Origin of the sequence: Streptomyces sp. NBC_01474 (assembly GCF_035918215.1) — a bacterium.
Taxonomy (GTDB): Bacteria; Actinomycetota; Actinomycetes; order Streptomycetales; family Streptomycetaceae; genus Streptomyces; species Streptomyces aureus.
In genome coordinates, this window is the sequence record NZ_CP109449.1 from 17,575 (window position 1) to 41,846 (window position 24,272).

The window sequence follows — 24,272 nt, forward strand, 5'->3', positions numbered from 1 at the left end:
GGATCTCTACCACCGTGAAATCACACGTCGACGACCGTCTGAACGCGCTGCGCGGATCCGCATCACGGCGGCCCTACAACGCCCGGTCGCTGGCCGCCCTGGAGAACAACCCGCGCTGCACGCTGCGCGCCCTGCTGGACGCCTCCGGATCCGACAAGGCCGCGATCGCCGCGCGCACCGGCCACCCGTCCCCTTTCGGTCAGTCCGCCTTCGCCTTCGCTCGCGGCAATGCCTTCGAGGCAATGGTGAAGGACAACGGCTGTGCGGAACTCCTGCGTGTCCTGCGCGAGACCCTGGGACTGACCCTGCCCGAGGTGGCGTACCTGGACCTGAACGACGTCGGCGTCGCCGGCGACAACAGCAAGGGCGACCGCAACCGCAACCGCAGGGATCACACCGCCCGGGTCCTCCTGCAGGCGGCCCGGGGAACCGGTGACGGCACCCTGTTCGACCACCCGATGCTGCACCTCCAGGTCGGCGGCGAGGATGCGTTCCTCGAGCCGGACCTGGTCGCCTTCCGCATCGACGGCCGCTTCTACGTCGTCGAGATCAAGAGCTTCCCAATCATCGACGGGCAGGCCGCCCCGATGCAGGTGCGGTCGGCGACGACGCAGGCGTGCGCGTACGTCCTCGCGTTGCGGGCTCTCCTCACGAAGGAGGGGATCGACCCGGAGACCGTGTCCGACACCATCGTGCTGGTCGCGCCGAAGGACTTCACCAACCGCCCGACCGCGGACTTCGTGGACGCCCGCAAGCAGGTCGCCGCCCTGACCCGCCAGCTGGCCCGCATCGGGCGCATCAGCGACCTCGTGGACCTGCTGCCCGAGGGGCTGACCTTCGACCTCGATCTTGACAAGGACCAACGGCCCCGCCGCCCGGCCGAAGAACTGGTCGCGGCCGTGGAACAGGTGCCCGCGACGTACCGACCGGACTGCCTGAACCACTGCGAGATGGCCTTCTTCTGCCGCGCCCGCGCCCGGGCGGAGGCCTCCCTGGACGTACTCGGCCCCGCGGTACGCGAGCAGCTCGGCGGGATCGACACTACGACGATGGCCCTGGGGCTGGCCCGCGGGCAGCTGACGCCGACGGCGGACCAGAGCGACACGGCCGCCGCGCTGCGGCACGCCGCCCGGCTGCGTGCCGAGTTGACCGCAATGTACGGGGGTGCCGCGTGAACATGCTGTCGGCGCTGGCGCACGTGGAGGCGATGGAAACCATGGCGGCGGTCCCCCGGACCGCGTTCCGCCACCACCGCCTGTCGGACCGCCCGCTGGTCATCATTCCGCTGACGATGGCCGGAGAAGCCGGGGCCCCGCTGGCGGCCATGGTCGGCACTGCCAAGAGGGACATGACCCTGCTGGTCGTGCCCCAACCCCGCAACCGGGACCAGAGGTTCGCGTTCGCCGCCGAGCTGGGCCGGGCCGTGATGGACTACATCGACTCCTATCGTCAGGACCGCCGCGGCGAAGGCGAGCGGTCCTGGTACACCGACGTGCCGCAGATCCTCGTCCCCAACCACGGCGGCATCAAAGCCTTGGCAGACCTCGGGCGCATGTGCCGCTTCCGCTCGACGTCCGGCACCTACGCCGTCCCGGACGTCGTCCCCGAGTTCGGCATGTGGCTGACCTTTCTGGTCGACACAGCCGAGATCGCCGGCACCTCCATGCTGCTGCCCCTCACCAAGATGCTCACCGAACACTGGGCAACCGGTCAAAGCTCACTGGAGGACCAGAACCTGGCCTCACTCATGGCCTGGATCGACCCCCCGCCCGGGGTGAGCGTCGCCCAGGCTCTGGAAGATGCGGAGAACCCGGACGTCTGCCCGCCGGCAGGGCCGACGACCTCCCCGGAGTTCGACAACCGCGACCTGGCGCCCGCGATCAAGCGATTCGACACCGCCCATACACTCGGCGATCCGCACGCGCTGGCCACCGCCCAGACCGAGCTGACCGAGCTGATCGCCGAACAGACCAAGCCCACCTGGCGCCTGATATGGAGGGCCGTCTCGATACTGCGGTCCGTCCCCGAAGCGCCTCAGAACGCCGGGCGCGTCGATCGCGACTGCCGGCTCTTCACCAACTACTCCGACTACCGGGACGTCGGCGGCCTGCCGCAACGCAAGCGGGACACCGCGATCGGCGCGGCACGGCGCCTGAGTCAACTGGAGAGTGCGCTGGCCGACTTCGAGGCCGCCGTAGCGTTCGACGACCCGTTTGTGCTCGCCGACCGGCGCAGCGGCGGAGAGGCATTCGCCGGAACGGTCGTGGCGAGCGAGCCCGACCGGGTCGTGGTCAAGAACAGGCCGGTGCCACGTCCGCACGTCACTGTCCGCACCAGCGACCCTCTGCGCCTGGCCGCCGGCACCACGTTGATCAGCCCGTCCATGCCGAAAGGCCACAAGGCCGTCATCGTCTCCGTCCTCCCCGACGGCGACACGACCCTTGTCACGGTGGAGGTCAGCGCCGGCATGGGACGTGCCCGCACCCCCAAGGCGGGCTCCGTACCGGACCTGGACAAGGACATCGCCTACCTTCCCGACCCGGGCTGGCGCCCGAAACCGAACTTCCCGGACTCCGACCACACCCCGTGGACGCACAGCGCCGACCCCGACGGACCGGACGATCAAGCCGTACCCGAGAACGCCGCCGCCGAGGAGTGGGGCCATGACAACTGACAACGACACCCCAGGCGCCGCCGCGAGCGCCGCCACCGCCGCGATCCTGTCCGACCTGGCCGACACCCACCACAGAGCCGTCGTCGTCGACTCCCCGCCCGGCGCCGGCAAGAGCACCCTCGTGGTCCGCGCCGCCCAGGAACTCACCGCAGGCGGCGAACGCCCGATCATCGTCGCCCAGACCAACAACCAGGTCGACGACCTGATCGAACGCCTCGCCAACACCCACCCCGACATCCCCCTCGGCCGCCTGAGCGCCAGCGACTACAGCCCACCACCGGCCCTGAGCACACTGACGAACACCACCATCGGACGCACCCTGACCGACCTGACCGGCTGCCAGATCATCGTCGGCACCGCCGCCAAGTGGGCCACCGTCCGCGACACCACTTTCGGCTGGGCAGTCCTGGACGAGGCCTACCAGATGCGCTCGGACATGCTGCTGCAGATCGTCGAGCGCTTCGACCACGGCCTGTTCGTCGGCGACCCCGGCCAGCTGGACCCGTTCACGATCGTCGGCACCGAACGCTGGATCGGGCTGCCGCACGACCCGACACAAAACGGCGTCACCGTCATGCTGGAACACAACCCCCACATCCCCGTGCACCGACTGCCAGTGTCCTGGCGCCTGCCGGCCTCCGCCGCCCCCACCATCTCCCAGGCCTTCTACCCCTTCACCGACTTCACCGCCGGAACCGGTGCCGGCACCCGCGCCCTGGACTTCCGCACCACAAGATTCGGCAACACCCGCCTCGACGAGACCCTCGCGACAGCCTTCAGCACCGGCTGGGCCCTGCACGAACTGCCCCGCCGCCACGTCCCGCGCACCGACACCGAAACCATCCAGACAGCCGCGCACCTCGCCGAACGGCTGCTAGCCCGAGGCGCGGTCGCCACCTGCGAACGCAACCCCAACGGCCGCGCCCTGGAGGCCGCCGACATCGCCATCGGAGTCGCCCACCGCGACCAGGCCGACCTGGTCCGCGCCGCCCTCGCCCGGACCGGCCACCCCAACGCGCCAGAAGTGGCGGTCGACACCGCGAACCGACTGCAGGGCCGCGAGTTCGAAGTCGTCATCGTCGTCCACCCGTTGTCCGGCCGCCGCGACGCCACAGCATTCCACCTCGAGGCCGGAAGACTGTGCGTGCTGGCCTCCCGCCACCGACAGGCCTGCATCGTCGTCGCCCGTGAAGGAATCGCCGATCTCCTCGACAACCACCCCTCCACCGACCCAGTACACCTGTCCGTGCCGGCCAAATTCCCCGACGGCTGGGAAGCCAACCACGTCATGCTGGCAAAACTCGCCCAGCACCGCGTCGCCGCCTGACCTTCGCACCTGCACCCGTAGCTGCTGCTCTACACCGGTCTCGGCGTCAGAGGGAGTTTCCCGATGCTTCGTCCTGATACACGGCTTTGACGAGGTACCAGATTCCTCGCCGGGTTGGGGTTGATTCTCTGGTGAGTCGGCGTGCCATGAGAGCGATCCTCGCGAGGTAGATCATGGCGGTGGAGCGGGTCGGGAGGGCTTCGTAGTAGCGGGCCGGGCGGCTTGTGGAACATCAGCCAGCCGAGCGTTCTCTCCAGCGCCCACCTGCACGGGAGCACCGTGGAGCCCGCGCGTGCCGGGGGCGTGGCGGACGTTTCGAGATCGATACCGAGACGGGCCGCGTGGTCGACGAGGTACGCAGCACGGGGTGTCCTGCCAGTCGCCCGTCCCTACGCGGGTGGCGCTGGGCAGCCGGTGCGGGAAACGCCGAGGTACTGCTCCAGGGCCTGCTTGATCACTTCGTACGGTGAGCAGTTCTGCCGGTCTGCCTCGGCGCGCAGCCACTGCTCAAGGTCTTCAGGGAGATGCTTGGCGCGGTTGGCCAGGTTCTCCAGCCTGGTCACCCAGCGGCAGTTGTCCGGGCTGTAGCCGAGGTTATTGTCCCTGCGGTCGATTTCTTTGCCGTCGGCGTAGCCGTGGGCCAGGGCCCAGGCACGAAACGTGGCGAAGTCGTTCCAGGCGTCACAGACGGTGATCCCGCGGCCCGTATAGCGGTGTGCGGCACGGATGTTGGGGCTGGAGCAGCGATGACGCATGCCGGCCCAGATTCCGTACAGCCGTGATGCGTGCTGGCCGTGCGTGGTCGTCTTCTCGCGCCCCAGGCAGCCGCAGCTGCGGGTGCGCCCGCTACGCAGGTTGGACAGGCGTACTTCCCGGACGGTCTTGTCGGTGCATGAGCATTGCACGAGGGCGAAGTTGACGCGAGCGCCGGTCGAAGTGGTGCGTACGCCCCGCAGCTCGATGACTGTCAGGCGCTCGTACACGTCGCCCACCTGCGTCGGCGGCAGGGCGGAGGTCGTGCTCACCGGGCGCCGCCAGCGGCCGGTCGAGGGCTGGTGCGGGCCGCTTCCAGGGCGCGGCGGATGACGGTGTAGGTGTCTGCGCCCTCCGCTGCCGCGCGGTCCTCGAGGGCCGTGTGTAAGGGCTCGGGCAAGTAGCGGCTTCGGTTCATCAGGTTCTCCAGGTCGGTCACCCAACGGCAGTTGTCCGGACTGTACCCGCGGTCGTTGTTGATCCGGTCGATGCTGAGGCCCTCGGCGTAGCCGTGCGTGTGTGCCCAGGTGGCGAAGGAACGAAAGTTGTTCCACTCGTCGCAGACGGTGATGCCGCGGCCGCCATAGCGGGAGTACTTCTCGGAATCCGGGTTCGAGCACCGCTCGCGCATGTTCGTCCACACGGAGTGGAGACGAGTGCGGGACTGCCCGTGGAAGCGGTAGCGCTCGTAGTACTGCAGTCGGCCGTTCCACACCCGTGTGACCGCGATGCGCTCCTCCGGGTCAACGTTGACACCGGCGTAGCAGTGGCCGCACGGCGTGGCGATGCGGCGCTCCAGGTCGTCCTCTCGTGCATCGGTTTCCCGGCCGCAGTTGCGGCAGCGCAGAGGAACGAAGTACCGGTTGCGCATCGCTGACTGCCCGCTGCGGCCCAGTACTTGCTTGGCGACCGGCGGGCCGGTGACGGTATAGATGCCGAGTTGGGTACCGGTCGGCAGGGCTTCTCGCTTCCGGGCAGGCACAGGGCGCTCCTTCGGATCTTGGGGACAACAAGGCTGTCTTTGTCACACCTATCGTGCTTTGACTCACCCAGAAGTGAGACTGAGTATTTGAGTTGGCGGCTTGAGGCGTGCCCGGGGAGATCGGCTTCGAGAGCGGTCCTGGTGTCGGAAAGCGGACAGGTCTAGCTTCCTGGTTATGACTGACCAGTTCGACGCCCAGCTCGACAAAGCCCTGGACAATGTGCGCGACATGCTGCCGGAGAGTTCCGTGCTCCGCCTGGAGGCAAAGCTCCGTCAGATCCACGCCGAACGGCCCGACTTGGAGGGGCAGGAGGTTGTGAACATGGCCTTCGACGTCCTCGAGGGGGAGAAGGTCGACGCCCGCCTTGCCATGGAGGAGGCACGTGCGCGGGTCGATGAGGCGGCTTCCGCCAAAGCTCGCCTCGCGTCCATGCAACGGATCGCAGAACGCTCGGCCGAACTGGACGCTGTCGAAGCCCGGTACCCCGGGAGGGCCACCATCGCTGAGGCGCTCGCCGACGCCGGGATCTCGTGGGCCTACCTCGGCCTGAGCGAAGAGGATGGCGTCCTCGCCGAGGAGATCCGCCGAGGGTTTGGAAAGTAGGAACCCTCCTCGACAACGGTGTGACTGAGCGCTTCGGCTCGCCCGGTGTCCCGACGCTCGGGCGCTCAGTCCGCCGACTCACACGCTCATCCGCCATCTGAAGTGCTCAGTCGCAAGAAGGCGGTTCGGGCCCTTGCTGCTGGGAGATCTACAGGTCGAACTCGAGGTGCTCGATGTCCGTGAACCGGACGAGGCCAGGTCCTCGATGACGCCGCCCCACGCGTCCGCACCAGGGGCCAGCGTGGATGCACCCCCGCGGTGCGGGTGCAGGGCCGGTCCTGGCGTCGTCTCCGCTTCTCCTTCGACCTCGGTCTCGAACCGGTCGCCGTGCCGCAGGTCTTGCGGAAGGACGGCTTGAGGCCGGTCAGGGCTCCAGGGACGCGTTCGCACGGACGCCATGGTTCGTCAACGGCCGTAGGGCTGGACCAGGTCCACGAGACGTACGTCCGTCCGTCGCTGTGCGGCCGCGGCAAGATCCCGGGGGAAGCCGTGTTCCGAGATCCGGGCGAGAAACCCCGCACGAAGAACGCCTACACGCCCCGGACCTGGCGGGCGGCGAGAAGGAGACGGACGTGACTGTTCACGGCTCCCGATCTGCGGCGGTGTGCGCGAGATGGGCTCCTGCCGACCGGGGACCGCGCGGCGCGACTCTGCCGGATCACCGAGACGCGGCCGGCCTGCGTCGCACCTTCCTCGGCTTGATCTTCGAGACCCGCAACGTCGACCTCCATGCCGTGCTCGGTCTCGGTGAAGTCGGTACGCGCAGGCAGGCGACCTCGTGCTCGCGGCCGGCGATGGCGAAAGCGGTCAGCCCGATGGAGCGGTCGCGGATGCCGAGCTGGCTGTCGGGCGCGGCCACCACGGTGGCGCGCAGGTGCTCGGCGAGCAGCGCGGGCGCCGGTCCCCGGCCCCGGGTCTCTTCGGTCTTCTCCATCGCCTTCACCTTGGCCTTGAGCTGGACCAGGTGGTGGTCGGTGCGGCCGGTGACGACCACGCCGGACAGGCGGCGGTCGATGGCCGAGGGCGCGGTGCGGGTGCCCTTCTTCCAGCCGGGCTGGAACCACAGCCACTCGACGAACGCGGTCAGGCTGCCGGGGGTGATGGCGGTGACGGGCAGTTCGAGCAGCGCGCAGAACTGAGGTCAACGGGGTCGTGCGGGTCGTAGGCCATACCCGTCAGGCCGTCCACGACGAGTTCCGGGCTGGCCCCTGTGTCGGGGACGATGGACGGGATGCCCGCTCCAGTCGGTGACCTCGTACACCCGTACGGGGCCCGGGTTTTCGGCGGCGCGGCCGCCATGGCGCCACCACACGACCTCGACGTTCGGCACCAGGCGGGCAAGGTGCGTGGCAAGCTCGATGACCGAGTTCTCCGCTCCGCCGCGAGCGGTGGAGAGCCAGGTAATAACGGCGTGGGGGACCACAGAGTGCCTCCTGATGGGAGTTGAGCCGCTGGTGCGGCCGCGCGGCCAGTGCCTGCACCAGCTCGCCAAGGCCCATGACCCGGCAGGACTTGAGCCGGCGGGCGAAAGGGGGTGTGGTGCTCGGACCCCCCAAGCACATCAACTCGTGTCCTGGCCCGGAATGGGAGGAGTGTGTGCCCGGGTCCGGCAGCGAAAAGGCCCCGGTCGCGTAGACCGGGGCCTGCGTTCAGCAACTCACCAAAGCTAAATATTGTTCGCTAGTGAAACATTGATGCTGCGATAGGGCGGCTGGCTTCGACCTCCTTCTCCGCCACGGCCGGGTGCATCAGACCTACGTATTGGGCAATCAGACAAAGTGGATCAAGCTCCGTGTCCTCCCGCTCTGGCACCGCAGGTTCTCTCTCGGGGCACAGGCAGAGGCGATGGACCAGGTCCACGTCGCGGACCACTTCTAGGGCGCAGAGTCCACCGGCATCGTGAACTCGTTCGGTCATCAGGAGGAAGTCCCCGGCGTTGGCGCCAAGGCCGATCAGGGCTCCCGTCAGGCTCAGACAAACGACGATCTTCTTAAGTCGCCTCCAAGGCGGCGAATCTAACCCGTTCCGTTCACACGTATCACTCCTTCGGGCCGAGCCCTCGGACGAGGGCTGCTTCCATCTCGAAATCCGCGCAGCGACGGCATGAAAGATCATTTCCAACTCCTCCACAGGGCGGGTGCTGAACGCAGAACCGACCCCCGAAGGGATCGGCCCTGCGAACAGCACCCACGGCCGCATCACCGGAGTGTGGGAGAGCCTCGCTGCGCCCGAGACTGGCTTACTTGCCACTGAACGTACCCAACTGGCGTCGCCGCTACATCAGTCCCGCGAACGAGCGCACAGCGCCACGCGTCGTACCCCGGAATGACGGCGTCGCATCTCACCGCGCCTGGACGGCCGACAGGCCGAGGCCTCCAGGCGGGCCGGAGGAGGCGTCCGCCGGCCCGCCGCCGGCCACCACGACGAGCAGAGGGAGCGCGTCAGCGGGAGGCGGCCACAAGCGTCCCGAGCACGGCCGCGGCCACGGTCACGGCACCGAACGCCACGGTCAGCGGAGCCTGCAAAGACGGCCGCAGATGGACCGCTACGGCGCTCCCCACCGCGAAAGCCAGAACCATCACGACCAACAGCAGAGCGGTCACGGACTGGGACAGGGGCATGAGCGTTTCCTTCGCCTCAGGCGCGCCGCGGGGCGCGCGTCGAACTAAGCGACGGAGAGAAGTAGCCCGAGGCCTTCACCCTTTGAGAGCAAAAGGGACAAAGCTGCGCCCGCATTCTGTAGGTCATTCCGCAATTGAGCATTTTGCCCGTGGGGGATGTCACATCCCGGGAGTCCAATGGGCCATATTTGACAGGCAGTTCGACGCTGTCGCTCGCTCCGACGGCTCCAGGAGCGAACAGCAGATCGGTCAGCGGATGGCGGCCACGAGTACCCCGAGTACAACCGCGACCACGGACACGGCGCTGGGCTCCCTCTGGAGCGAGGAGATGCGTGTCGTGGACGGGACAAGGTAGACCGGGATTGGCCAAGCTGGCAGGCAGCTACTCGAGGTCCTCTCACGTAGGCCAGCGTGGTGCGGCGGCCCCCCGTCCCCGCACCCTCTGAACCGGCGGCATCCTCGACGACCTACCCCGGCCGGCGAGGCTGCTGGTCCGGCCGACCAAGGTGGGCGTCAACCGCGGCGCTTCGACACAACCTGGCGGCCGTTACTCAGGTCCATCTCCAGACCTCCGTGAAACCACGGGGCTGTGCGCCCCTTCAATGGCATTCACCGACTGGCGGATTCTCCCCGCTCGGGATGAAGGGACGGTCGGGGACTTCTGGAATCCGGGCGCGGCGAGACTTGCGAGCTACCGGTCGTGCGTCGGGATCCGTGCGTGCCGGCAGGGTGCTGGGGGCATCGGACGGCTTCGCGGCGGTGTCGAGCAAGGCGCTGATGTCGTCGGCGAAGTGAGGGCCGGGCATGGGGAGGTCGAGGTCGGGCTCGCGTAGGTAGCCGACGGCGACGGCGGTGGGGATGTAGTCCATGAGTTCGTTGACTGCAGTGGAGTGGGTGCGTTCGCTGTCGCGGGCGAGGTGGCGCAGCAGGCGCAGGATTGTGGTGGTGGGCATCTGGGTGACTGGGTGGGTTGCCGGGTGCCATTCCGTCCCGGGCGTGGGGAGCGATTCCTTCTGCTCGGCGTCTTGTGGTGGGGGCTGGACGTCGTTGGTCTGGCTGTGCCACCAGTTGGCTGTTTCGCTCTCGCCCAGGGCGAGGTGGTGGAGGTAGAGGCAGTAGGCGGCGGCGGGTTGGCCGGCTCCTGCGGCGTACTCCCACCAGAAGCGGGCGCCTTCGCTGGTGTCGGTGAGCTGCAGGACACAAGCCAGGACGAGGGCGCTGCGGGGTTGGGGAACTTGTTCGGTGACGAAGTCAGCGACGTCGGCAGCGGGGGTGTGGGTGACGACGGTTTCGCACAGGGCACGGAGGTCTTCGGCGGCGGCGTTGGGCTCGGTGCTGGTGTCGCCTGAGTGGGGGTCTGGGTGCCAGGGCGGGACGATGTCGCGGGGCACGGTGCGCTCGGGGACGAGCAGGGCCCTGGAGAGGATTTCGTCGATGCGGGTCATGCGGTGTTCCCTTCGGTTTTGGACGGCGGGCAGATGAGGCTCTCCAGGAACCGGCGGGCGTGGCGTTCGTCGGAGCGCACCGACGCCATCGAGACGCCCAGGAGGGCGGACGCACCCCGTTGCGTGAACCCGCACAGGGAGCGAAGCACTGTGACGTCGAGCTGGTGGTCAGGCAGGCGGCTGATGGCCTTGAACAACTCCAAGCTTTCGGTGAACTGGTCCATGCGGTCGGTCAGGGTGGACACGGAGCGCAGGGCGACGGTGTCGAAGGCAACTGAGCCGAGTTCGGGCCGGCCGTCCAGGTGGGGGGTGCGGGACATGACGGTGGCCCGCAGGACCTCCCAGGCGAACCGCCGATGGTCGGGGCTGGCGAGCGCGTCGTTCCAGCGAAGCCACAGAATGTCGAAGGAGTTCGACACGGCGATGTCGCGCGGAATATCCTCGAGGAAGCACTGGGCGTAACGCCTGTAGCGGTCTTCGACCAGCTCGCGGAATGCGCAGTGTTCCAGCGGCGGGGCGGCCGAGGTGGTGAGCGTCTTCTCGCTGCAGCCCTCGACCCACTCCCTGCTCTTGTGGGCCTCCAGGGCGGCCTGGCGCCACAAGGAGTGCAGCGGCCAGTCCGGGAGCTTGAGCTCGGCGCCCAGGCTCAGGACGATCTCCCAGCGCGGGTATAGACCTGTGCCGCGCAGGAGTTCGGAGATTTTGGACTTGGCCACCCGAGCACGGCCGCTGAGGTCGTTCAAGGTCAGTCCGCTGCGCAGGTAGGTCTCACGTACGGGCTCGAGCCAGGCGCGGTGGGCGCTGCCCACGCTGTCTGCGATGGGTCCGAGCTTGCGTCCCGGGCGTGGTCTCCCAAAACCGGGCGAGTCCATGGAGGTCACGGGGCCTTGCCCTCCTTGTCCGGCAGGGACGCGGCGCGATGCCCCGGGCCTGAGGCGCTGTCTGTGCGCGAGGCATGCATGATCTGCTGCACCGTCAGGCCGAGGGCGGGGGCGAGGGTTGCGATCGCCGCGGCCTCCCCGAGGGCCACCAAGGCGATGCTCCATGTGAGAACCCCTGTGGTGGCCACGATGAGCCCCATCTGTTTGCGTTCCATTCCGATCACTCCGTTGTGTCGGCCGTCTGTGGCCCCGCGGCCCATCCGGACGCCGCGGGGACTCTCCGGAGGGCGGGTGCCGGCCGTCTCCCGGAGAGGGCAACCAGCATGGAACGATGGGGAGTTGTTACGCCACGTGATCATGGAATCACGGAACAATGAGTATCGCGTCACGACCGACAATCGATCGCCGATGACCGGATCCAGGGGCCAGTCGGCGCGCCCGAGTGGAAGTTCCCGATTTTCCTTGCAATCGCGGCGCGCACCCCCGTCAATGGAAGCGGACGCCATTGGTGTCGGCCTTCCATCCGGAAGGGCCCGCTCCCGTGCCGAGAAGTTGGGAGCGAGCAATCACCGCTCTCGCCTGGCCGCTGATGGAGGCCAGGCGAGAGCGGGACTCCACGACGCTAGCCCAGAGCACTGACATTGCCGGGCAGGCCGCAGAAGCACTCCCCCAAAACCCGCATCGTCCATGCACTAAGCACACTCAAGAGGTGCCGTGACGAGCAGGCCCTGAGGATCGGCGGGCCTTATCCGTCACCGGCCCTCAGCGCAGGCGAGTCAAGGGCTGGTGGCCGATGCACTCGGCGCGGGTGCGCCGGGGGCGGGGCTCGCGTCGGCGGCTGAGGTGGACACTGCGCGGCGGGTGGATCTGCGGCGTGATCCGCAGGCCGCGTTGGGTGGCGTCGGCCCGTCGTGCACGCCGGCGGGGCGGTGGCCGGCTGAGCCCGGGCATCCGCTGGCGTTGTGCCAGCAGTTCGCGGTGAACACCATGTGGGCCCAGCTTCAGCGTGCGGGCGGGGTGTTCGCGGTGAACGGGCCGACAGACGGCCACTGGATCCCCGAAGAAGGCCGGGCCGTGCGCCGCATCCTGGAAAAGCTCCGCGACCAGGGCGGCGTCGACCTCGCAGGCAACGTGTATGTCATCAGCCCGTTCAAAGCCGTGGTCCACGGCGCCCAGCGCGCCAGCCGCGGCCTGCTGCCCGAGAAGCGCGTGGGCACCATCCACACCACCCAGGGCAAGGAAGCCGACGTCGTCATCCTCATCCTGGGCAGCGGCCCACGCCGCCCCGGCGCCCGCGCCTGGGCCGCCTCACGCCCCAATCTCCTCAACGTCGGCGTCAGCCGCGCCAAACGCCGCCTCTTCGTCATCGGCAACCGCGAAACCTGGCAAGAACAGCGCTACTTCACCCCCCTCGCCGACCAATTGCCCGCCCACACCTGGAAGCTATGATCGACGCCTCCTCGCTGCTGACGGCCGTGCCGTAGCCGTCACACGGTGCGGTCCAAGGCCACGCGCGGCCGGTCGCCTGCGATCCACGGGCGACGGCCAGATTCCAAGTGCTCACAAACCCCACCATGCCCGGGAAATTCCACGCCCAGCTCGTTGTGGAGCGCAGGGAAGAACTTCCTCACCTCGGGCGACTGGAAGGTGGTCTGCCACCGGTAGCCGGGGCCATCAGCCAACGCGCGGCGTACCAAGCGCCGTCCCAATCCTTGCCGGTGATGGTCAAGCACGAGGAGATCTTGCTGATGCTGGCGACCTTCGGGAATCTGCAACGTGCATGAGTGGAATGCACGGGCCCCTACGGCCTCTGACCCGCTACCTGCACACTGAAGGCATCACGGTCACGGAGGTCAATCGCCCAGACCGGCAGCCAGGAGCCGGTGGGCAACGCCTTGATCGGTTGATTCCAGGACGAGTACGCTGACGACCGTTACTGTGCGTCGTGCAACGAGAACAGTCGGCCGAACGCCGCTGGCCGGACTGTCTGCCGGACGTGGGGGTGGCCGGATTGAATAGCTCCATAGCCGTGGCAGCGGGCGTTCCCCCCATCCACTTCGGAGTGCACGAGCTCCGTACCGGAAGCGCGGACGGGGCACGAGCAGACTTCGAGAAGATGCTCGCTCAGCTCGCCAGCGCCACCACTCCGAACGTTCGCATGATCGCGGCTAACCCAGGTGACTGGGGAATCGACGCCTTTGCTGGCGACCTCGGGGGCGCCATCACCGTCTGGCAGTCCAAGTACTTCATGCCTGTCACCACGACCAAGCAGTCGCGACAGATCCGCGAGTCGCTCGCAAACGCGCTGAAGGCAGCAGCGGCAAACGGTCACACCATCGAGATCTGGATCTTGTGTATTCCCTCCAGCATGGACGGCCCTGCGGCGAATTGGTGGGACCGCTGGAAGAAGGAGCAGGAGAGGGAGCACAACATCGTCATCGAGCTGTGGGACGAGACCTCGCTCGTGAAGAAGCTCCAAAGCCCCGAAGGCGACCAGGTGCGCCGCGCCTACTACGAACCCTTCACACCGGCGCCTGCCGCACCCATCCAGGAACAGCTTCGGCTGGTTCTGGACGTGGAAGATGACAAGGCGGCGGCGCTCGACTCGGCTCTTTTCGTGCGGCAGATGACGGAGGCTGGCCACATCGAGCTGGGCTCCGCCAAACAGCAGTTCTTCAATGCCGATCTGGTCGCGCGGGAGATCGCGCATAAGGCTGTACCTGCAGAGGTGGCTGCGCTGCGCTCCGCTGATGCCACTCTGCACGGCGTGTGGGAGATGCAGTTCAACGAGTGCTCTGCCGAGGATGCCATCAAGGCTCTCCATGGACGGGTCTGGCGCGAGGTGCGCAGCGAGCACGACAAGCTGCCGAAAGTACTGCGTCTCGAGTTGGTGCACAGCTGGGGGTTGGTGCACCGGCTGGTCGACAGCCGTCGGGCTGGCTGGGTCAAGCACTGGCGGCAGATCGCGAGCAGTCATCCCGACGTCTGAAGTCTCACGACAGCCTGCCCCCGCTAGACAACTGATGAGGAGCACGTTGTGGAAGCACACCGGCCGGTAGTGATGCCAGAGGACGAGGTGCCCTTCCGGCTGGCTCAGCTGCTGCTGCTCCTTACCGCTGTTACCGAGCAGGACGCGAGCGGCGCGAGCTTGGAGCGCATTGGCTACTACGACTTCCTATCCGCGAACCCTTTCCTAGTGGTCCCCTCCGAGGGCCGAGAGGCCAGCCTCCTTCGGCTGGCCGGGTTCGACCCTCAAGTCTTGGCGTACGCCTCTTCCTCGCAGCGGTTCACCAGTCGTAGGCAGCGCATCCAGCACGACCTCGCGCTTCTGATCGCATATGGGTGCTGCCAGGTCCACAACCGCAATGGTTCTCTCGTCTACTCCATCACGCTGGCTGGGCAGGAGCTCGGAGGACAGTTCACAGCCACCTACGCCACCTCGTTTCGTACAGCGGCCAGGATCGTCGTGCGTCGGCTCCGCAGGCTGAGCGACAAGGGGTTGCGGGAGCAGACCGCACGGTGGCTTCGGCCGGACGGGCACGGCGGTCCTGCAGCCGCCCTCATGAGTGTCCTGGGCCCGAGTCCTCATGCGTCGGCAACGTCTTGGGAGGGATGATCACTATGGAGCCGCTTCCCGGCATTCGGATCCGCCGCCTGCGGCTGGCCGGGATCGACCGGTCCTACGAGGTCGACTTCACGATCGAACAACGGGTGCGGAACCTGTCCGTGATCGCCGGGGCGTTCAGCTCGGGCAAGACCGCGGTGCTGGAGTTCATTGCGTACGGGCTTGGCGCCAAGCGGCATCCTCGTCATCAGGAGGTGCTTCGAAGAGTCCGCTCCTGCCTCTTAGAGATTGAGCTTTCCGGAGAACCACACGTAATCGAGCGGTCGGTGGGTGAGCCCTCGAAGTTCGCCTTCGTACGTCGTGGAACGCTGGACAGTAAACCCGCTAAGGGCGAGAGTAGGCCGATCGATCCGCCGGGGGCACCGGACAGTCTGTCGGCCCTCCTACTGAGCCACTGCAAGCTTGAAGGTGTCCAGCTACGGGAAGCCCCGAACAGCCGTACATCCCGCACGGATCCACTTAGCTTCCGTGACTTGATGTGGTTGGCATTCCTGCCCAACGAACGCGTCGCGGACAAGAACTTCCTCTTCGAGAACCACTACATGCGCAAGCACAAGTTGCGGCAGGTGGTTGACGTCGTCTTCGGCGTCCACGACGACCGTGCCGTCGAGCTCGGCCAGCGGATCAGGAAACTCGGCGACCGGCTCAACCAGGCCAATGTCGAACTCGCGGCAGCGCGTTCCTTCGTCCAGGAACAAGCCCCCACCGCCGTCGCCCACGACGAGACCATCCCATCGCCCCTCACGTTCGAGCGGGAGCTGGCCGACATCACCTCCCAGCTCCAGGCACTGGACCAAGCAGCTCAGGCGGGGACAGCCTTTGCCGCCCAACTACGTCGTGAACACCAGCAAGCCGCACGCAGTTCCCGCCGGACGGCATCGGTGCTTCGGGACTGCGAGACACAGCTCGCGCGCCTGATGCCGCTGCGAGCGCAGTACGCGGACGATCTGCTGAAACTCGGCATGCTGGGCGAGGCACAGCAGCTCTTCGACCCCTTGAGCGTCACCACCTGCCCGGCCTGTCTGAAGAGCCTGCCGGCACCCCCGACCGCCGCGAGCGGGCAGTGCAGCATGTGCAGCCGCGAACTGACCGATGCTGACGGGGCACAGACACTGGGGGCCGCGGACGCCGGCAGCCAAGCCGAGGGCAACCGCATGGATGTCGCGGCCGAGATCCGGTCAACCAAAGCCCGCCTCAAAGAGATCACCAACTACATCGAGGACCTGGACGAATCACTGGTCTCGCTCAAGCTGCAGGCCGAAGAGGCGGCAATTCTTGAGGAGCAGGCTGCCGCCGCGCTGGACGAGGCAACTTCGCCCTCGGTATCGCCATTCCTCGCCGCCCGCGACGACCTCCACCGCCGGCGAGAGCAGGTCCTCCGCCTCATCGACCAGGTCGAAAGCACCGCAAAACTCCAGGAGGGACTCGCCAAGCGCGCCGCCGCGGTGGAGCGGCACGAGGCGCAGATCGCCCGCTTGAAGGAGGAACGCGCACAGCTCGGTGACGCCACGTACGACCGAGACCGGATCATCGCCCAGGTCAGCAGCCGCTTCGGCGACCTCCTGCGTGAGTGGCGCTACCCCAAGCTCAGCCAGCCCTTCATTAAGCCTGACCTCACACCGTTCGTCCGCGGGGGACCGTACCAGGAGGCGTCTTCTGGCGCCCGCACGCTGCTGACCCTGGCCTGGCAGCTGGCCGTCTTCGAAATCGCCGTCGAGACCGGCGCCGCGCACCCTGGCTTCCTCATGATCGACAGCCCGCAGAAGAACCTTGGCCACGGCGGCGGCGGCACCCTTGATGCGTTGATCGCCGATGCCGTCGCGATCGACGACTTCTACCATCACCTCTCTGTCTGGCTCGCGGACCGAGGTACCAAAGCACAGCTCATCATCGCCGACAACAGCCCGCCGCTCCTCACGGAAGGCGACGTGGTGGCCCGCTACAGCCGCAACGAGGACCATCCTCCCTACGGGCTGATCGAGGACGAGACAAGCGCAGCACCGGAAGAGGTCACCCGGTAGAACCTGGCGACGCCACAGCGCACCCGATGGTCGGCGGGTGCACTGGTCGTTCGCAGCCACCGGGCCAAGAGCACGCCGACGCTCGCGGCGCATGCACGACTGCGTTCCCCACCCTGAACTTGGTGTCGCCGGATGCCGGCGCATCCGGCGACACCAGGCAACTGCCCGTTCGGCTCGCCTGACCCAGACCGGGCCGGATTCACCTCTTCGGATACGAACAGGCAGGAGCGCGGCGCGTCCGTGCTCACCGCTGGCCCAAGAATGCTCTGCTGAGGCCTCCGGCGCGCGTAGCTCCGGCTGTGTGCGTGCGGGTCATCTCCCGGGGATGGGCTGAGCGCCAGAGGGTGTGGGGCACCCACTGCGCACTTCTCTTCGCTTCGCTGTTTCAGCTGGATGCTGACGCGTGGCTGGGCTGACCCGGGAGGCCTGGAGGGTCACGCTATGCCGAATTCGCTTCGTCGCCGCACCGCTGCGGTGCGGCGTATGTACACAGGAGAGAACTCCTCCGCTGCGGGGCGCGCAGTGCGGGCGGGCCGGATTGGGCTCGGACTGGACGAGTGCACGGCGCAGCAGCAAAGGCTACGGGCGCTCCTGGCGCTGGGCTGGTTCAACTCCGACCTGGACACGGCACACGGCCACTGGTGCGCATACGGACTGTTTTCCTACACCTTGACTCCCTCACCTCGGAATGATGGGTTTGAGATCGAGACGAACTGGGCTGAGGGAGTGGTGCGTTGGCTCGTCCCCGGAGGCCGCGACTGGCCCGGCCGTATTCCAGGGATGCGGCTCGAGTCAAGCGACGGCTACACGTGGCGTCTGCGGCACCTGCCCACCGATGCCACCCTCACCATCGCCGAGAAGCACCGCCCTGCCCGTCAGCTCGTAGCCCCTGCAGTAGACGCTGATTGGATTCGACCAGCAAGCATTGCCCTCACCGACGCCGAGCACGATGCCCTCCAAGCCGTCCCAGCGATGACCCCGGCCAGCACCACGCTCCTGGCTGCCGTCACCGTCCGCATCTCCCTACGCGACCGCGGCAGAACGTGGGCGATCGGCGGGTGGTGGCAAGACCCCCTCGATCGCGCCCCAGGACGCTCGGTGACACAGGGCCTGCGCCGGCTTGAGGGACACGGAGACCGATGGGAACTGGCCTGGACGGGCTACCCCTTCCCCGACGACCTGGCCATCGCACTCACCCACCCAACCGCTGGCCTCGTCGGTGCCCACCGACACCGCACCCGCAACGGCTGGAACATCCACTACAACGGAGCCGTACTCACGCTGAGGTCCCTGGAGTAGCACGCTGCTGGGCGTCTACTCCGCAGCGACTACGAGGCCCGGTTCGCCGGCCAAGCCACCGCCCGGACGCGCCGCTTTCGAGGCGGCGTGTCTGCAGACAAGTGGGCCGCCACTTCTCCATCGCGCGTTGGGCGATCTGGCGTCCGATGCTCGTCCACGCCGGTTCTACGGAATTGGGGACGGCACTGGAGGTCGGTAGCGGTCCGACCAGACCCGCGAGATGAGCGCCTCCTGAGTGACATACCGGTCCGGGCAGGGGCTTTGGAGGTGGCGCCGCAACAGGTCCTTGTCGACACCTCGTTGCTGCAGGTAGGCGGTGATGGTACCGGCGGCAAGGTAGTTGTACGTGAGGGCCTCGGTGAGTTCGTCACACCGACACTCGATCCCTCGGCACCGCTGCACGAACTGATACTGGGATGCTCGAACTTCGACGCAACCGACTTCGCCCGCGACATCCCCTCCCCTGTACGGGACCGCCTGTCCGTCGGTCGCTCGGGCGACGACCCAGACGACCGGCGAAGGCGCAGCCGGAACACCAACGGAGGCGTACTGCCTACCCAACTTGCCGTCATCGAGTTCGACGACCGGAACATCGGCATCGCCGAACGGGACTATGCGGGACGGCGCGCGCCGGTCAAACGAGCGGGGCATGTGGATGTGCATCCGGCCGGCTGCGGGTCGGTGCTGTAGCACGCGATCGTTTCCTGTGCCCCATGCTGACTGACGGCATCATGACGACTGGGGAATGGTGAAGATGAGGGGGTCTTCGCGGGCCCCACTCCGCCATCTCGTCAAGCTGACGCGAAAAGCGGCGAACTTACGTCCGCCCCCCGATTGGTCTGAGATCCTAGAGACCGATCGAGAGGGGCCGAAGGTATGGAGTGGAAGACTCACGGTGAGCGAGAGATCTACACCAACAAGTGGGTGAATCTGTGTCTGGTCGATGTCCAACAGCCTGACGGACGCAGATGGGAGTACCACGTCGTTCGCCTCCGGCACTTGGCCGTGGCCGCCGTCGTCAATGATCAACAAGAGGTCCTGATGATGTGGCGGCATCGCTTCATCACGGACTCATGGGCCTGGGAGTTGCCCATGGGCCTGGTTGAGGAGGGCGAGTCTCCAGAAGACGCCGCGGCCCGCGAAGTGTTGGAGGAGACGGGCTGGCGTCCTGGGCCCATCAAGCCCCTGATCTACGCCGAGCCTGCCAACGGGATCACCGACTCGCAGCACCACGTCTTCCGGGCGGACGGCGCGACCTACGACGGGCCGCCCACGGAAGAGAACGAGTCTGACCGCATCGAGTGGATTCCGCTCTCAGAGGTACGGGGGATGATCGACCGTCGGGAGATCGTGAGCAGTGGGTCGCTGGTCGGCCTGCTGTACCTGCTTATGGACGAATCAATCCGCTAACACCGGTGGGAGGAACTCCCGTAGTCGCGCCTCAAAGGCCAGGGCTACGGGTTCCTGCCGGTGCGGGGCTAATTGGTCGTAGAACTCGCGGAGATGGCCTGACACTCGCTCGGAGGCTACGGCCGATGCCGGCTCCAGAGCTTGCGTGGCGGTGCGGCACGCCTGGTCGAGCTTTCCCTGGTCGAGCTGTGTACGTGCCAGCCAGAACGCGTGAAATGCCCGCCCGCGCTGGTTGGTACGGTCCTCCCTTCGTAATGCGTCTGCGATCAAGGGTTCAGCAGTCTCTGCTTCACCCAGTCGGCCGTGAGCGATGCCCGTGTCCACTATGAGCTTCGGCTCGTTGAAGTAGGTCACCCAAGACGGGTCCAGGTCACTCGTCTGGATCTGCCCGAACTGATGGTGGGCTTCCCCGATCGCCCGGTGAGTGGAATCGCGGTTGCCCAAAGTGGCATGAGCGAAGGCTTCGCGCATGGACAGCATGGACAAAACGCGTGGGGTACTGCCGAGAGATGACCGCGCTTGGTCCTGAGCGGCGGCGACGAGTGCCAGAGAGTCCGCGGGCCTGTCCTGATACGTGGCCTGCAGGCTCATGCAGGCAAGGACGTTAGCGATGAACTGGCGGTCGTCGACTTCCGTGGCCAGTTGCAGTGCTTCAGTGAAGTAGGCGCGGGCCTGGTTGTACTGGCGGGCATCGAAGTAGGTCCAGCCGACGAGGCACGCGAGCTCGGCTGCGATTTGGTACAGGCCGTTCTTGATGGACGGTGGTCGGCTCTCCTTGAGTAGTCCAACCACGTATCGGAGTTGGCCGACGATTGCTGGCCTCAGCGCTTCGCCGCCATGCTGGTCGTCTCGTCGCCAGTAGTCTTCGATGGACGATCGGAACGCTTCAAGTGTGGCTGCACTGAGGCTTGTTCGGGTGGCCAATGCCAGGATGCTATCCACATCGGGCCCTGGCAGAGAAGCGGGTGTCCGCTGTCCTGACTCTGGCTCTTGAGGCGCCTCGCGCTCTGTGACCACGAGGGCCTGAGGCGTTTCCCACGTCCGCCGGGCAAGCCCAAGCATGTGCCCCGGGATTCGTAATCCGTCTGCGATGCGTTCGATGACGTCCATGTGCGACAACCGACGTTGGCCTGCGATGACTTCGCCAACTCGGCTGGGCGTCAGGTCGCAGCGTCTGGCGATCATCGACGGGTAGATGCCCGCCTTGGTCTTCACCAGCCGGAAGACTCTGGCGAAGTCTCGCGCCCGACATGCGTTGATCATCTCGGGGTCGGTGAGCAGCTTTGCAGGAAGTTCCTGGGGCCGGTCGGCGTCGGGCACTGGGCAAGCTCCCACACTGCGAGGGCTACGCAACGTCGCGGATTCTCTACTTGCCGCAATGTTACCCAAGTTGGGTAATCAGCTGGACCTTTTGGCGCCGGAACCCAAATCGCGATCCTCTTATTCATGGAGAGCAACCAGCAGACCAGACCAGGCATCGGTGAGCTGGCCATGGACAACGCCAGGGACCGTATGGGCGTCGTCATGGGTGAGATCGGCGGCCGTGTGCAGATGAGGCCGATCCGTGGCGGCGTCGAGTGGGATGCCGTGCCGGACAACGTGGTACCGCTCAGTGTGCGGAAGGAACTGAGCGCGCGTCTGGCCGTGAAGAACGGCAACAGGCGGGTTGGGTTGTGATGCGCGCCATCGGCCGGTACGCCGGGCTCCTATTCATCATCTGCATCAGCGGATCGTGCGGCCTGGTGATCGGCATGGTCCTCGCGATGGACCAATAGACCGGTCGCCCGGAGGTATGCCAATCCCTCCAGCACCCCGTCAACGTTCGGCGGTGCCACGCAAACCCGCTTCCCAGTCGTCCAGCCCTGGCCCAGGCGCCCAGGAGGAGGCTGAACGTTCCAGTGCAGGCGCAGTGCAGTCCGGCCCGTGGGGCGGCGCGCAGCTCCGCGACGGGACTTGGATCGGTCTACGGAGCGACATCCCGTGTCTCCATCGACGACCGGCGCCTGCCGACGAGGGCAGCTTCCCCAGCCTCCACACACGACCGAGAGGAAGAGCAACCCACATGTGTCAGCACATGCCCGCCTGCCCCAAGGCCGACGAGTCCGACCGCGATGCGGCCAAGAGAATGGCACGTGACGACATCTCGGGCTGGACGCTGCTGTGCAACGGTGTCCTGCTCTTCGACGACACCGGCGAGTTGCTGCCCAACGGGACGGTCATCGCCCCGCACCGCCCTCTCGCCTGCGAGCGGGGTGCCGCATGAGCGCCTCTGCCGACATCGCTATTCCGTACATCACCCTCCGTCGGGACGAGGAAGCCGAGAGCTTCCTGATGCTCTGCGCCCGCATGGAAGACGACCGACAAATGCGGCTCGCCTACATGGACGAGGGACGCGAGGACCGTGACCTGCACGGTGTGCTCTGGTCCCGTGTCTCGCAGTCTCTCGGCACTGACAGGCTGCCGACGGGAGATCCCCGTTGGAAGCTGGTCCACCCGTCCCGGCAGCGGGAGACCATGCTTCGCCTGCGCTGCCAGGTGTGCTTTGCGAGCACTAAAGCCGTGCGCCGTCAGGCGCCTGAGCGGTCCGGTGTCCTGTTCCTGCACACCGCCCAGAGCGGCCTGGGGCAGCCTGTTCGTACCTGGCAGCCGCCCGTCTGTGTCGAGCATGCGAAGTTGGCCGCCGCCCGGTGCCCTCGCCTGGGCCGCGAGGGGCACGTCGCGCTCCTGGCCCGCCGCTTTCGCCTCTACGGAGTGATCGGAACTCCGCACGCGTTGGCCTGCGACGGGGTGCGCGTCCTGGCGGGCGACGACACCCCGATTCCCTACGGCGATCCGCGGCTGCGCTGGTTCCTCGCCTCCCAACTCGTGCGCGAGCTGTCCGACTTTGAAGTCGTGGACCTGGCGGAGCTCACGCCCGCCACCTAGGCCCCGCTCGGCGTTCTTGTGCTGATGGCGGAACGCCGAGCGGCACCACCTCCCCGAGCACACCCCCTGCCTAACAGCCGCTTTCGGCTGCCCGCTGACCTGGAGAAATGATGCTCACCGCACCCACCTACCGCACCGTCGAGGGCGCCTACCTTGATCTGTTACGGCTGGCCTGCGAGAGTCCCGAGTTCAACATCGTGGCCCGCGGCAACGACGCACGAGAGGTCATCGGCGTCAGCTTCCGACTGCCCAACCCGCGCCAGCGCCTGCCCTACATCGCCGCGCGGAAGGCCAACCCGGTCTTCCAGTTCGCCGAAGCGCTCTGGTATCTGGCCGGCCGCCGGGACCTGGAGATGATCGGCTACTACGCGCCGTCGATGCGCTCCAGTTCCAAGGACGGCGTCACCCTGGGCGGATCCGCCTACGGCCACACTTTGTTCAATCCGCCCGCTGTCGGGGACACATGGTCCCCGTTCGAGCGGGTGCTGGAGTTGCTGCGCACCGAGGCCGACAGTAAACGCGGGTACCTGCCCGTGTTCTCGGCCGCTGAACTGGCTGTTGCCGGCAACCCGGACATGGCGTGCCTGGCCGGTCTTCACCTGTTTGTCCGCGATGGCCGTTTGCACATGGTGTGCACCATGCGGGCCAACGATCTGGACTGCGGCCTGCTGTCCGATGTGTTCTCGTTCACGATGATCCAGGAGTACGCGGCCATTCAACTCGGCCTGGAGCTGGGCCACTACACCCACATCATCGGCTCGGCGCACGTGAACGAGTGCAACGTGGAGCGAGTCCGGCGTGTGCTGAACGAGGCGGAGTTGCGCCGGGCTCCGCACGCGTTTCCGTTCCCTGCGATGTCGGTGACGACTGGCCCTGACACGATCATGCGGCTGCTGGAACACGAGGCGCTGCTGCGTACCAACACGGTGAAGTACAGCGTGGACGAGGTCGCCCGCCTGAATCTCGATGCCTATTGGCAGCAAGCGGTGCTGTTGTTCGAGGTGTACCGGCAGATCAGGCATGACGAGAGCGACGCCGTCGGCCGTGACGTCCTGGACTGTCTGCATCCGGGTCTGCGGTGGCTGTGCGAGAACAAGTGGGAGGCCTGCGCGAGGGCGGAGGGAGCGCGGTGAGCGGCAGGCCGCCGGCGGGCGGTGTGGTCAGGGGTATCGACTTCGAGCGGTGGGCCGTCGTGCTGTGTAAGCCGGACGCTGTGGAACGCGGCCTGGTCGACGCTGTCCTGGACCGGATCGAGAGCGCGGGCGTGTCCATTGTCGGGCGCTTGGAGCTGGTCGCAACGGCGTGGCAGGCGCACGTGCACTACTGGGACCTGCTGGTGGACCGCGATTGGTTTTTGGACCGGGACATCGCTGCGTGCTTGGACGAGGCGTACGTGGGGCAGCGCGTCACCGTTGCGCTCGCCCACGGGGAGTCGGACATGCACGCACGGCTGCGCGACCTGTTGGGCGATTTCGATCCCGCGCACGCTGCCGCAGGGACGATCCGCGCGGACCTTGGCCAGGACAGCCTGGAGGCGGCGCTCGCCGAGAAGCGGCTCGTGCGCAACCTCGTGCACACCTCCGACGACGCGGATGCGGCCCGCCGCGATTTTGGCACCTGGTTCGGTGCCGGCCGTCGCGACCTTCTCACCCCAGCTTTCCCGGCGCAGAGCACATCTGCTGACGCCTGACCTCAGGAGACCGTG

At 67.0% G+C, this 24,272-nt stretch carries 25 protein-coding genes and 1 pseudogene; 18 read left to right on the top strand and 8 right to left on the bottom strand.

Going from position 1 to position 24,272, the window contains the following annotated elements; all coding sequences use genetic code 11:
* The first annotated feature begins 14 nt into the window (after positions 1-14).
* The 3 genes from OG758_RS00050 to OG758_RS00060 are packed head-to-tail and all read left to right on the top strand — an operon-like array spanning position 15 to position 4,001.
* Entirely contained in the window at positions 15-1,175 is a 1,161-nt protein-coding gene (locus tag OG758_RS00050) for a hypothetical protein (RefSeq protein WP_326707985.1), read from the top strand.
* A gap of 2 nt (positions 1,176-1,177) precedes the next feature.
* Complete coding sequence (locus OG758_RS00055; RefSeq protein ID WP_326715748.1) at positions 1,178-2,674, top strand: hypothetical protein; 1,497 nt, start codon at positions 1,178-1,180, stop codon at positions 2,672-2,674.
* The gene (locus tag OG758_RS00060) at positions 2,664-4,001 is read left to right on the top strand and encodes an AAA domain-containing protein (RefSeq protein WP_326707986.1); all 1,338 of its coding nucleotides are present in this window, start codon (positions 2,664-2,666) and stop codon (positions 3,999-4,001) included. Before OG758_RS00055 ends, OG758_RS00060 begins: the two co-directional genes overlap by 11 nt.
* Before the next feature lie 389 nt (positions 4,002-4,390).
* Here the strand turns inward: OG758_RS00060 and OG758_RS00070 are convergent, their stop codons facing one another.
* Together OG758_RS00070 and OG758_RS00075 are read right to left on the bottom strand one after the other, a co-directional pair.
* Positions 4,391-5,026 carry a hypothetical protein gene (locus OG758_RS00070; RefSeq protein ID WP_326707987.1) on the bottom strand — a complete coding sequence of 212 codons (636 nt, stop codon included), beginning with the start codon at positions 5,024-5,026 and terminating at the stop codon, positions 4,391-4,393.
* Positions 5,023-5,736 carry a hypothetical protein gene (locus OG758_RS00075; RefSeq protein ID WP_326707988.1) on the bottom strand — a complete coding sequence of 238 codons (714 nt, stop codon included), beginning with the start codon at positions 5,734-5,736 and terminating at the stop codon, positions 5,023-5,025. The genes OG758_RS00070 and OG758_RS00075 overlap by 4 nt, the downstream gene beginning before the upstream one ends.
* 175 nt (positions 5,737-5,911) lie before the next feature.
* Between OG758_RS00075 and OG758_RS00080 the strand changes: the two genes are divergently transcribed.
* On the top strand, positions 5,912-6,340 hold the full coding sequence (locus OG758_RS00080) for a hypothetical protein (protein ID WP_326707989.1): 429 nt from the start codon (positions 5,912-5,914) through the stop codon (positions 6,338-6,340).
* 658 nt (positions 6,341-6,998) lie between these two features.
* Here the strand turns inward: OG758_RS00080 and OG758_RS00085 are convergent.
* The gene (locus OG758_RS00085; protein WP_326707990.1) at positions 6,999-7,334 is read right to left on the bottom strand and encodes a hypothetical protein; all 336 of its coding nucleotides are present in this window, start codon (positions 7,332-7,334) and stop codon (positions 6,999-7,001) included.
* Here OG758_RS00085 and OG758_RS00090 point away from each other — a divergent pair.
* Positions 7,324-7,479: a hypothetical protein gene (locus OG758_RS00090; protein WP_326707991.1), complete on the top strand. Its 156-nt coding sequence runs from the start codon at positions 7,324-7,326 to the stop codon at positions 7,477-7,479. The two genes, OG758_RS00085 and OG758_RS00090, sit on opposite strands and share 11 nt — an antisense overlap.
* A gap of 1,302 nt (positions 7,480-8,781) precedes the next feature.
* On the opposite strand, the gene OG758_RS00095 is transcribed toward OG758_RS00090, so the two are convergent.
* The 4 genes from OG758_RS00095 to OG758_RS00110 form a co-directional block, all read right to left on the bottom strand.
* On the bottom strand, positions 8,782-8,961 hold the full coding sequence (locus OG758_RS00095) for a hypothetical protein (RefSeq protein WP_326707992.1): 180 nt from the start codon (positions 8,959-8,961) through the stop codon (positions 8,782-8,784).
* Positions 8,962-9,560: 599 nt separating this feature from the next.
* A complete protein-coding gene (locus tag OG758_RS00100) occupies positions 9,561-10,406 on the bottom strand; it encodes a hypothetical protein (protein WP_326707993.1) in 846 nt (281 codons plus the stop codon).
* A complete protein-coding gene (locus OG758_RS00105; protein WP_326707994.1) occupies positions 10,403-11,215 on the bottom strand; it encodes a sigma-70 family RNA polymerase sigma factor in 813 nt (270 codons plus the stop codon). Before OG758_RS00105 ends, OG758_RS00100 begins: the two co-directional genes overlap by 4 nt.
* Before the next feature lie 68 nt (positions 11,216-11,283).
* The gene (locus tag OG758_RS00110) at positions 11,284-11,502 is read right to left on the bottom strand and encodes a hypothetical protein (protein WP_326707995.1); all 219 of its coding nucleotides are present in this window, start codon (positions 11,500-11,502) and stop codon (positions 11,284-11,286) included.
* 571 nt (positions 11,503-12,073) lie between these two features.
* Between OG758_RS00110 and OG758_RS00115 the strand changes: the two genes are divergently transcribed.
* The 8 genes from OG758_RS00115 (at position 12,074) to OG758_RS00145 (ending at position 19,642) form a co-directional block, all read left to right on the top strand.
* A complete protein-coding gene (locus OG758_RS00115) occupies positions 12,074-12,736 on the top strand; it encodes an AAA domain-containing protein (RefSeq protein WP_326707996.1) in 663 nt (220 codons plus the stop codon).
* A 125-nt stretch (positions 12,737-12,861) separates the two neighbouring features.
* The gene (locus OG758_RS00120) at positions 12,862-13,071 is read left to right on the top strand and encodes a hypothetical protein (protein ID WP_326707997.1); all 210 of its coding nucleotides are present in this window, start codon (positions 12,862-12,864) and stop codon (positions 13,069-13,071) included.
* Between the two features lie 332 nt (positions 13,072-13,403).
* The gene (locus tag OG758_RS00125) at positions 13,404-14,276 is read left to right on the top strand and encodes a serine/threonine protein kinase (protein WP_326707998.1); all 873 of its coding nucleotides are present in this window, start codon (positions 13,404-13,406) and stop codon (positions 14,274-14,276) included.
* Positions 14,277-14,348: 72 nt separating this feature from the next.
* Positions 14,349-14,903 carry an ABC-three component system middle component 2 gene (locus tag OG758_RS48740; protein ID WP_442810406.1) on the top strand — a complete coding sequence of 185 codons (555 nt, stop codon included), beginning with the start codon at positions 14,349-14,351 and terminating at the stop codon, positions 14,901-14,903.
* 5 nt (positions 14,904-14,908) lie between these two features.
* A complete protein-coding gene (locus OG758_RS00130) occupies positions 14,909-16,933 on the top strand; it encodes a DNA recombination protein RecN (protein ID WP_326707999.1) in 2,025 nt (674 codons plus the stop codon).
* A gap of 972 nt (positions 16,934-17,905) precedes the next feature.
* On the top strand, positions 17,906-18,232 hold the full coding sequence (locus OG758_RS00135; RefSeq protein WP_326708000.1) for a hypothetical protein: 327 nt from the start codon (positions 17,906-17,908) through the stop codon (positions 18,230-18,232).
* A 267-nt stretch (positions 18,233-18,499) separates the two neighbouring features.
* The gene (locus tag OG758_RS00140; protein WP_326708001.1) at positions 18,500-18,922 is read left to right on the top strand and encodes a hypothetical protein; all 423 of its coding nucleotides are present in this window, start codon (positions 18,500-18,502) and stop codon (positions 18,920-18,922) included.
* Positions 18,923-19,108: 186 nt separating this feature from the next.
* On the top strand, positions 19,109-19,642 hold the full coding sequence (locus OG758_RS00145) for an NUDIX hydrolase (RefSeq protein WP_326708002.1): 534 nt from the start codon (positions 19,109-19,111) through the stop codon (positions 19,640-19,642).
* Here OG758_RS00145 and OG758_RS00150 read toward each other — a convergent pair.
* Positions 19,620-20,962: pseudogene (locus OG758_RS00150) on the bottom strand (hypothetical protein). The gene OG758_RS00145 and the pseudogene OG758_RS00150 sit on opposite strands and share 23 nt — an antisense overlap.
* A gap of 126 nt (positions 20,963-21,088) precedes the next feature.
* Between OG758_RS00150 and OG758_RS00155 the strand changes: the two are divergent.
* The 5 genes from OG758_RS00155 to OG758_RS00175 all read left to right on the top strand — a co-directional run bounded on the left by OG758_RS00155 (position 21,089) and on the right by OG758_RS00175 (position 24,257).
* Positions 21,089-21,319 carry a hypothetical protein gene (locus tag OG758_RS00155; protein WP_326708004.1) on the top strand — a complete coding sequence of 77 codons (231 nt, stop codon included), beginning with the start codon at positions 21,089-21,091 and terminating at the stop codon, positions 21,317-21,319.
* 385 nt (positions 21,320-21,704) lie between these two features.
* The gene (locus tag OG758_RS00160) at positions 21,705-21,905 is read left to right on the top strand and encodes a DUF5999 family protein (RefSeq protein ID WP_326708005.1); all 201 of its coding nucleotides are present in this window, start codon (positions 21,705-21,707) and stop codon (positions 21,903-21,905) included.
* Positions 21,902-22,567, top strand: coding sequence for a hypothetical protein (locus tag OG758_RS00165; protein ID WP_326708006.1), 666 nt, complete (start codon positions 21,902-21,904; stop codon positions 22,565-22,567). The genes OG758_RS00160 and OG758_RS00165 overlap by 4 nt, the downstream gene beginning before the upstream one ends.
* 110 nt (positions 22,568-22,677) lie before the next feature.
* A complete protein-coding gene (locus OG758_RS00170; protein ID WP_326715750.1) occupies positions 22,678-23,700 on the top strand; it encodes a thymidylate synthase in 1,023 nt (340 codons plus the stop codon).
* Entirely contained in the window at positions 23,697-24,257 is a 561-nt protein-coding gene (locus OG758_RS00175; protein WP_326708007.1) for a nucleoside-diphosphate kinase, read from the top strand. Before OG758_RS00170 ends, OG758_RS00175 begins: the two co-directional genes overlap by 4 nt.
* Positions 24,258-24,272 lie beyond the last annotated feature (15 nt).

Excerpts from the sequence above, each read along its gene's own strand:
- OG758_RS00100 (WP_326707993.1), bottom strand. The coding sequence starts at position 10,406 with ATGACCCGCATCGACGAAATCCTCTCCAGGGCCCTGCTCGTCCCCGAG.
- OG758_RS00165 (WP_326708006.1), top strand. The coding sequence starts at position 21,902 with ATGAGCGCCTCTGCCGACATCGCTATTCCGTACATCACCCTCCGTCGG.
- OG758_RS48740 (WP_442810406.1), top strand. The coding sequence starts at position 14,349 with ATGCCAGAGGACGAGGTGCCCTTCCGGCTGGCTCAGCTGCTGCTGCTC.
- OG758_RS00120 (WP_326707997.1), top strand. The coding sequence starts at position 12,862 with ATGCCCGGGAAATTCCACGCCCAGCTCGTTGTGGAGCGCAGGGAAGAA.
- OG758_RS00110 (WP_326707995.1), bottom strand. The coding sequence starts at position 11,502 with ATGGAACGCAAACAGATGGGGCTCATCGTGGCCACCACAGGGGTTCTC.
- OG758_RS00170 (WP_326715750.1), top strand. The coding sequence starts at position 22,678 with ATGCTCACCGCACCCACCTACCGCACCGTCGAGGGCGCCTACCTTGAT.
- OG758_RS00145 (WP_326708002.1), top strand. The coding sequence starts at position 19,109 with ATGGAGTGGAAGACTCACGGTGAGCGAGAGATCTACACCAACAAGTGG.
- OG758_RS00080 (WP_326707989.1), top strand. The coding sequence starts at position 5,912 with ATGACTGACCAGTTCGACGCCCAGCTCGACAAAGCCCTGGACAATGTG.
- OG758_RS00135 (WP_326708000.1), top strand. The coding sequence starts at position 17,906 with ATGACCCCGGCCAGCACCACGCTCCTGGCTGCCGTCACCGTCCGCATC.
- OG758_RS00060 (WP_326707986.1), top strand. The coding sequence starts at position 2,664 with ATGACAACTGACAACGACACCCCAGGCGCCGCCGCGAGCGCCGCCACC.
- OG758_RS00155 (WP_326708004.1), top strand. The coding sequence starts at position 21,089 with ATGGAGAGCAACCAGCAGACCAGACCAGGCATCGGTGAGCTGGCCATG.
- OG758_RS00160 (WP_326708005.1), top strand. The coding sequence starts at position 21,705 with ATGTGTCAGCACATGCCCGCCTGCCCCAAGGCCGACGAGTCCGACCGC.
- OG758_RS00055 (WP_326715748.1), top strand. The coding sequence starts at position 1,178 with ATGCTGTCGGCGCTGGCGCACGTGGAGGCGATGGAAACCATGGCGGCG.
- OG758_RS00130 (WP_326707999.1), top strand. The coding sequence starts at position 14,909 with ATGGAGCCGCTTCCCGGCATTCGGATCCGCCGCCTGCGGCTGGCCGGG.
- OG758_RS00125 (WP_326707998.1), top strand. The coding sequence starts at position 13,404 with ATGCTCGCTCAGCTCGCCAGCGCCACCACTCCGAACGTTCGCATGATC.
- OG758_RS00095 (WP_326707992.1), bottom strand. The coding sequence starts at position 8,961 with ATGCCCCTGTCCCAGTCCGTGACCGCTCTGCTGTTGGTCGTGATGGTT.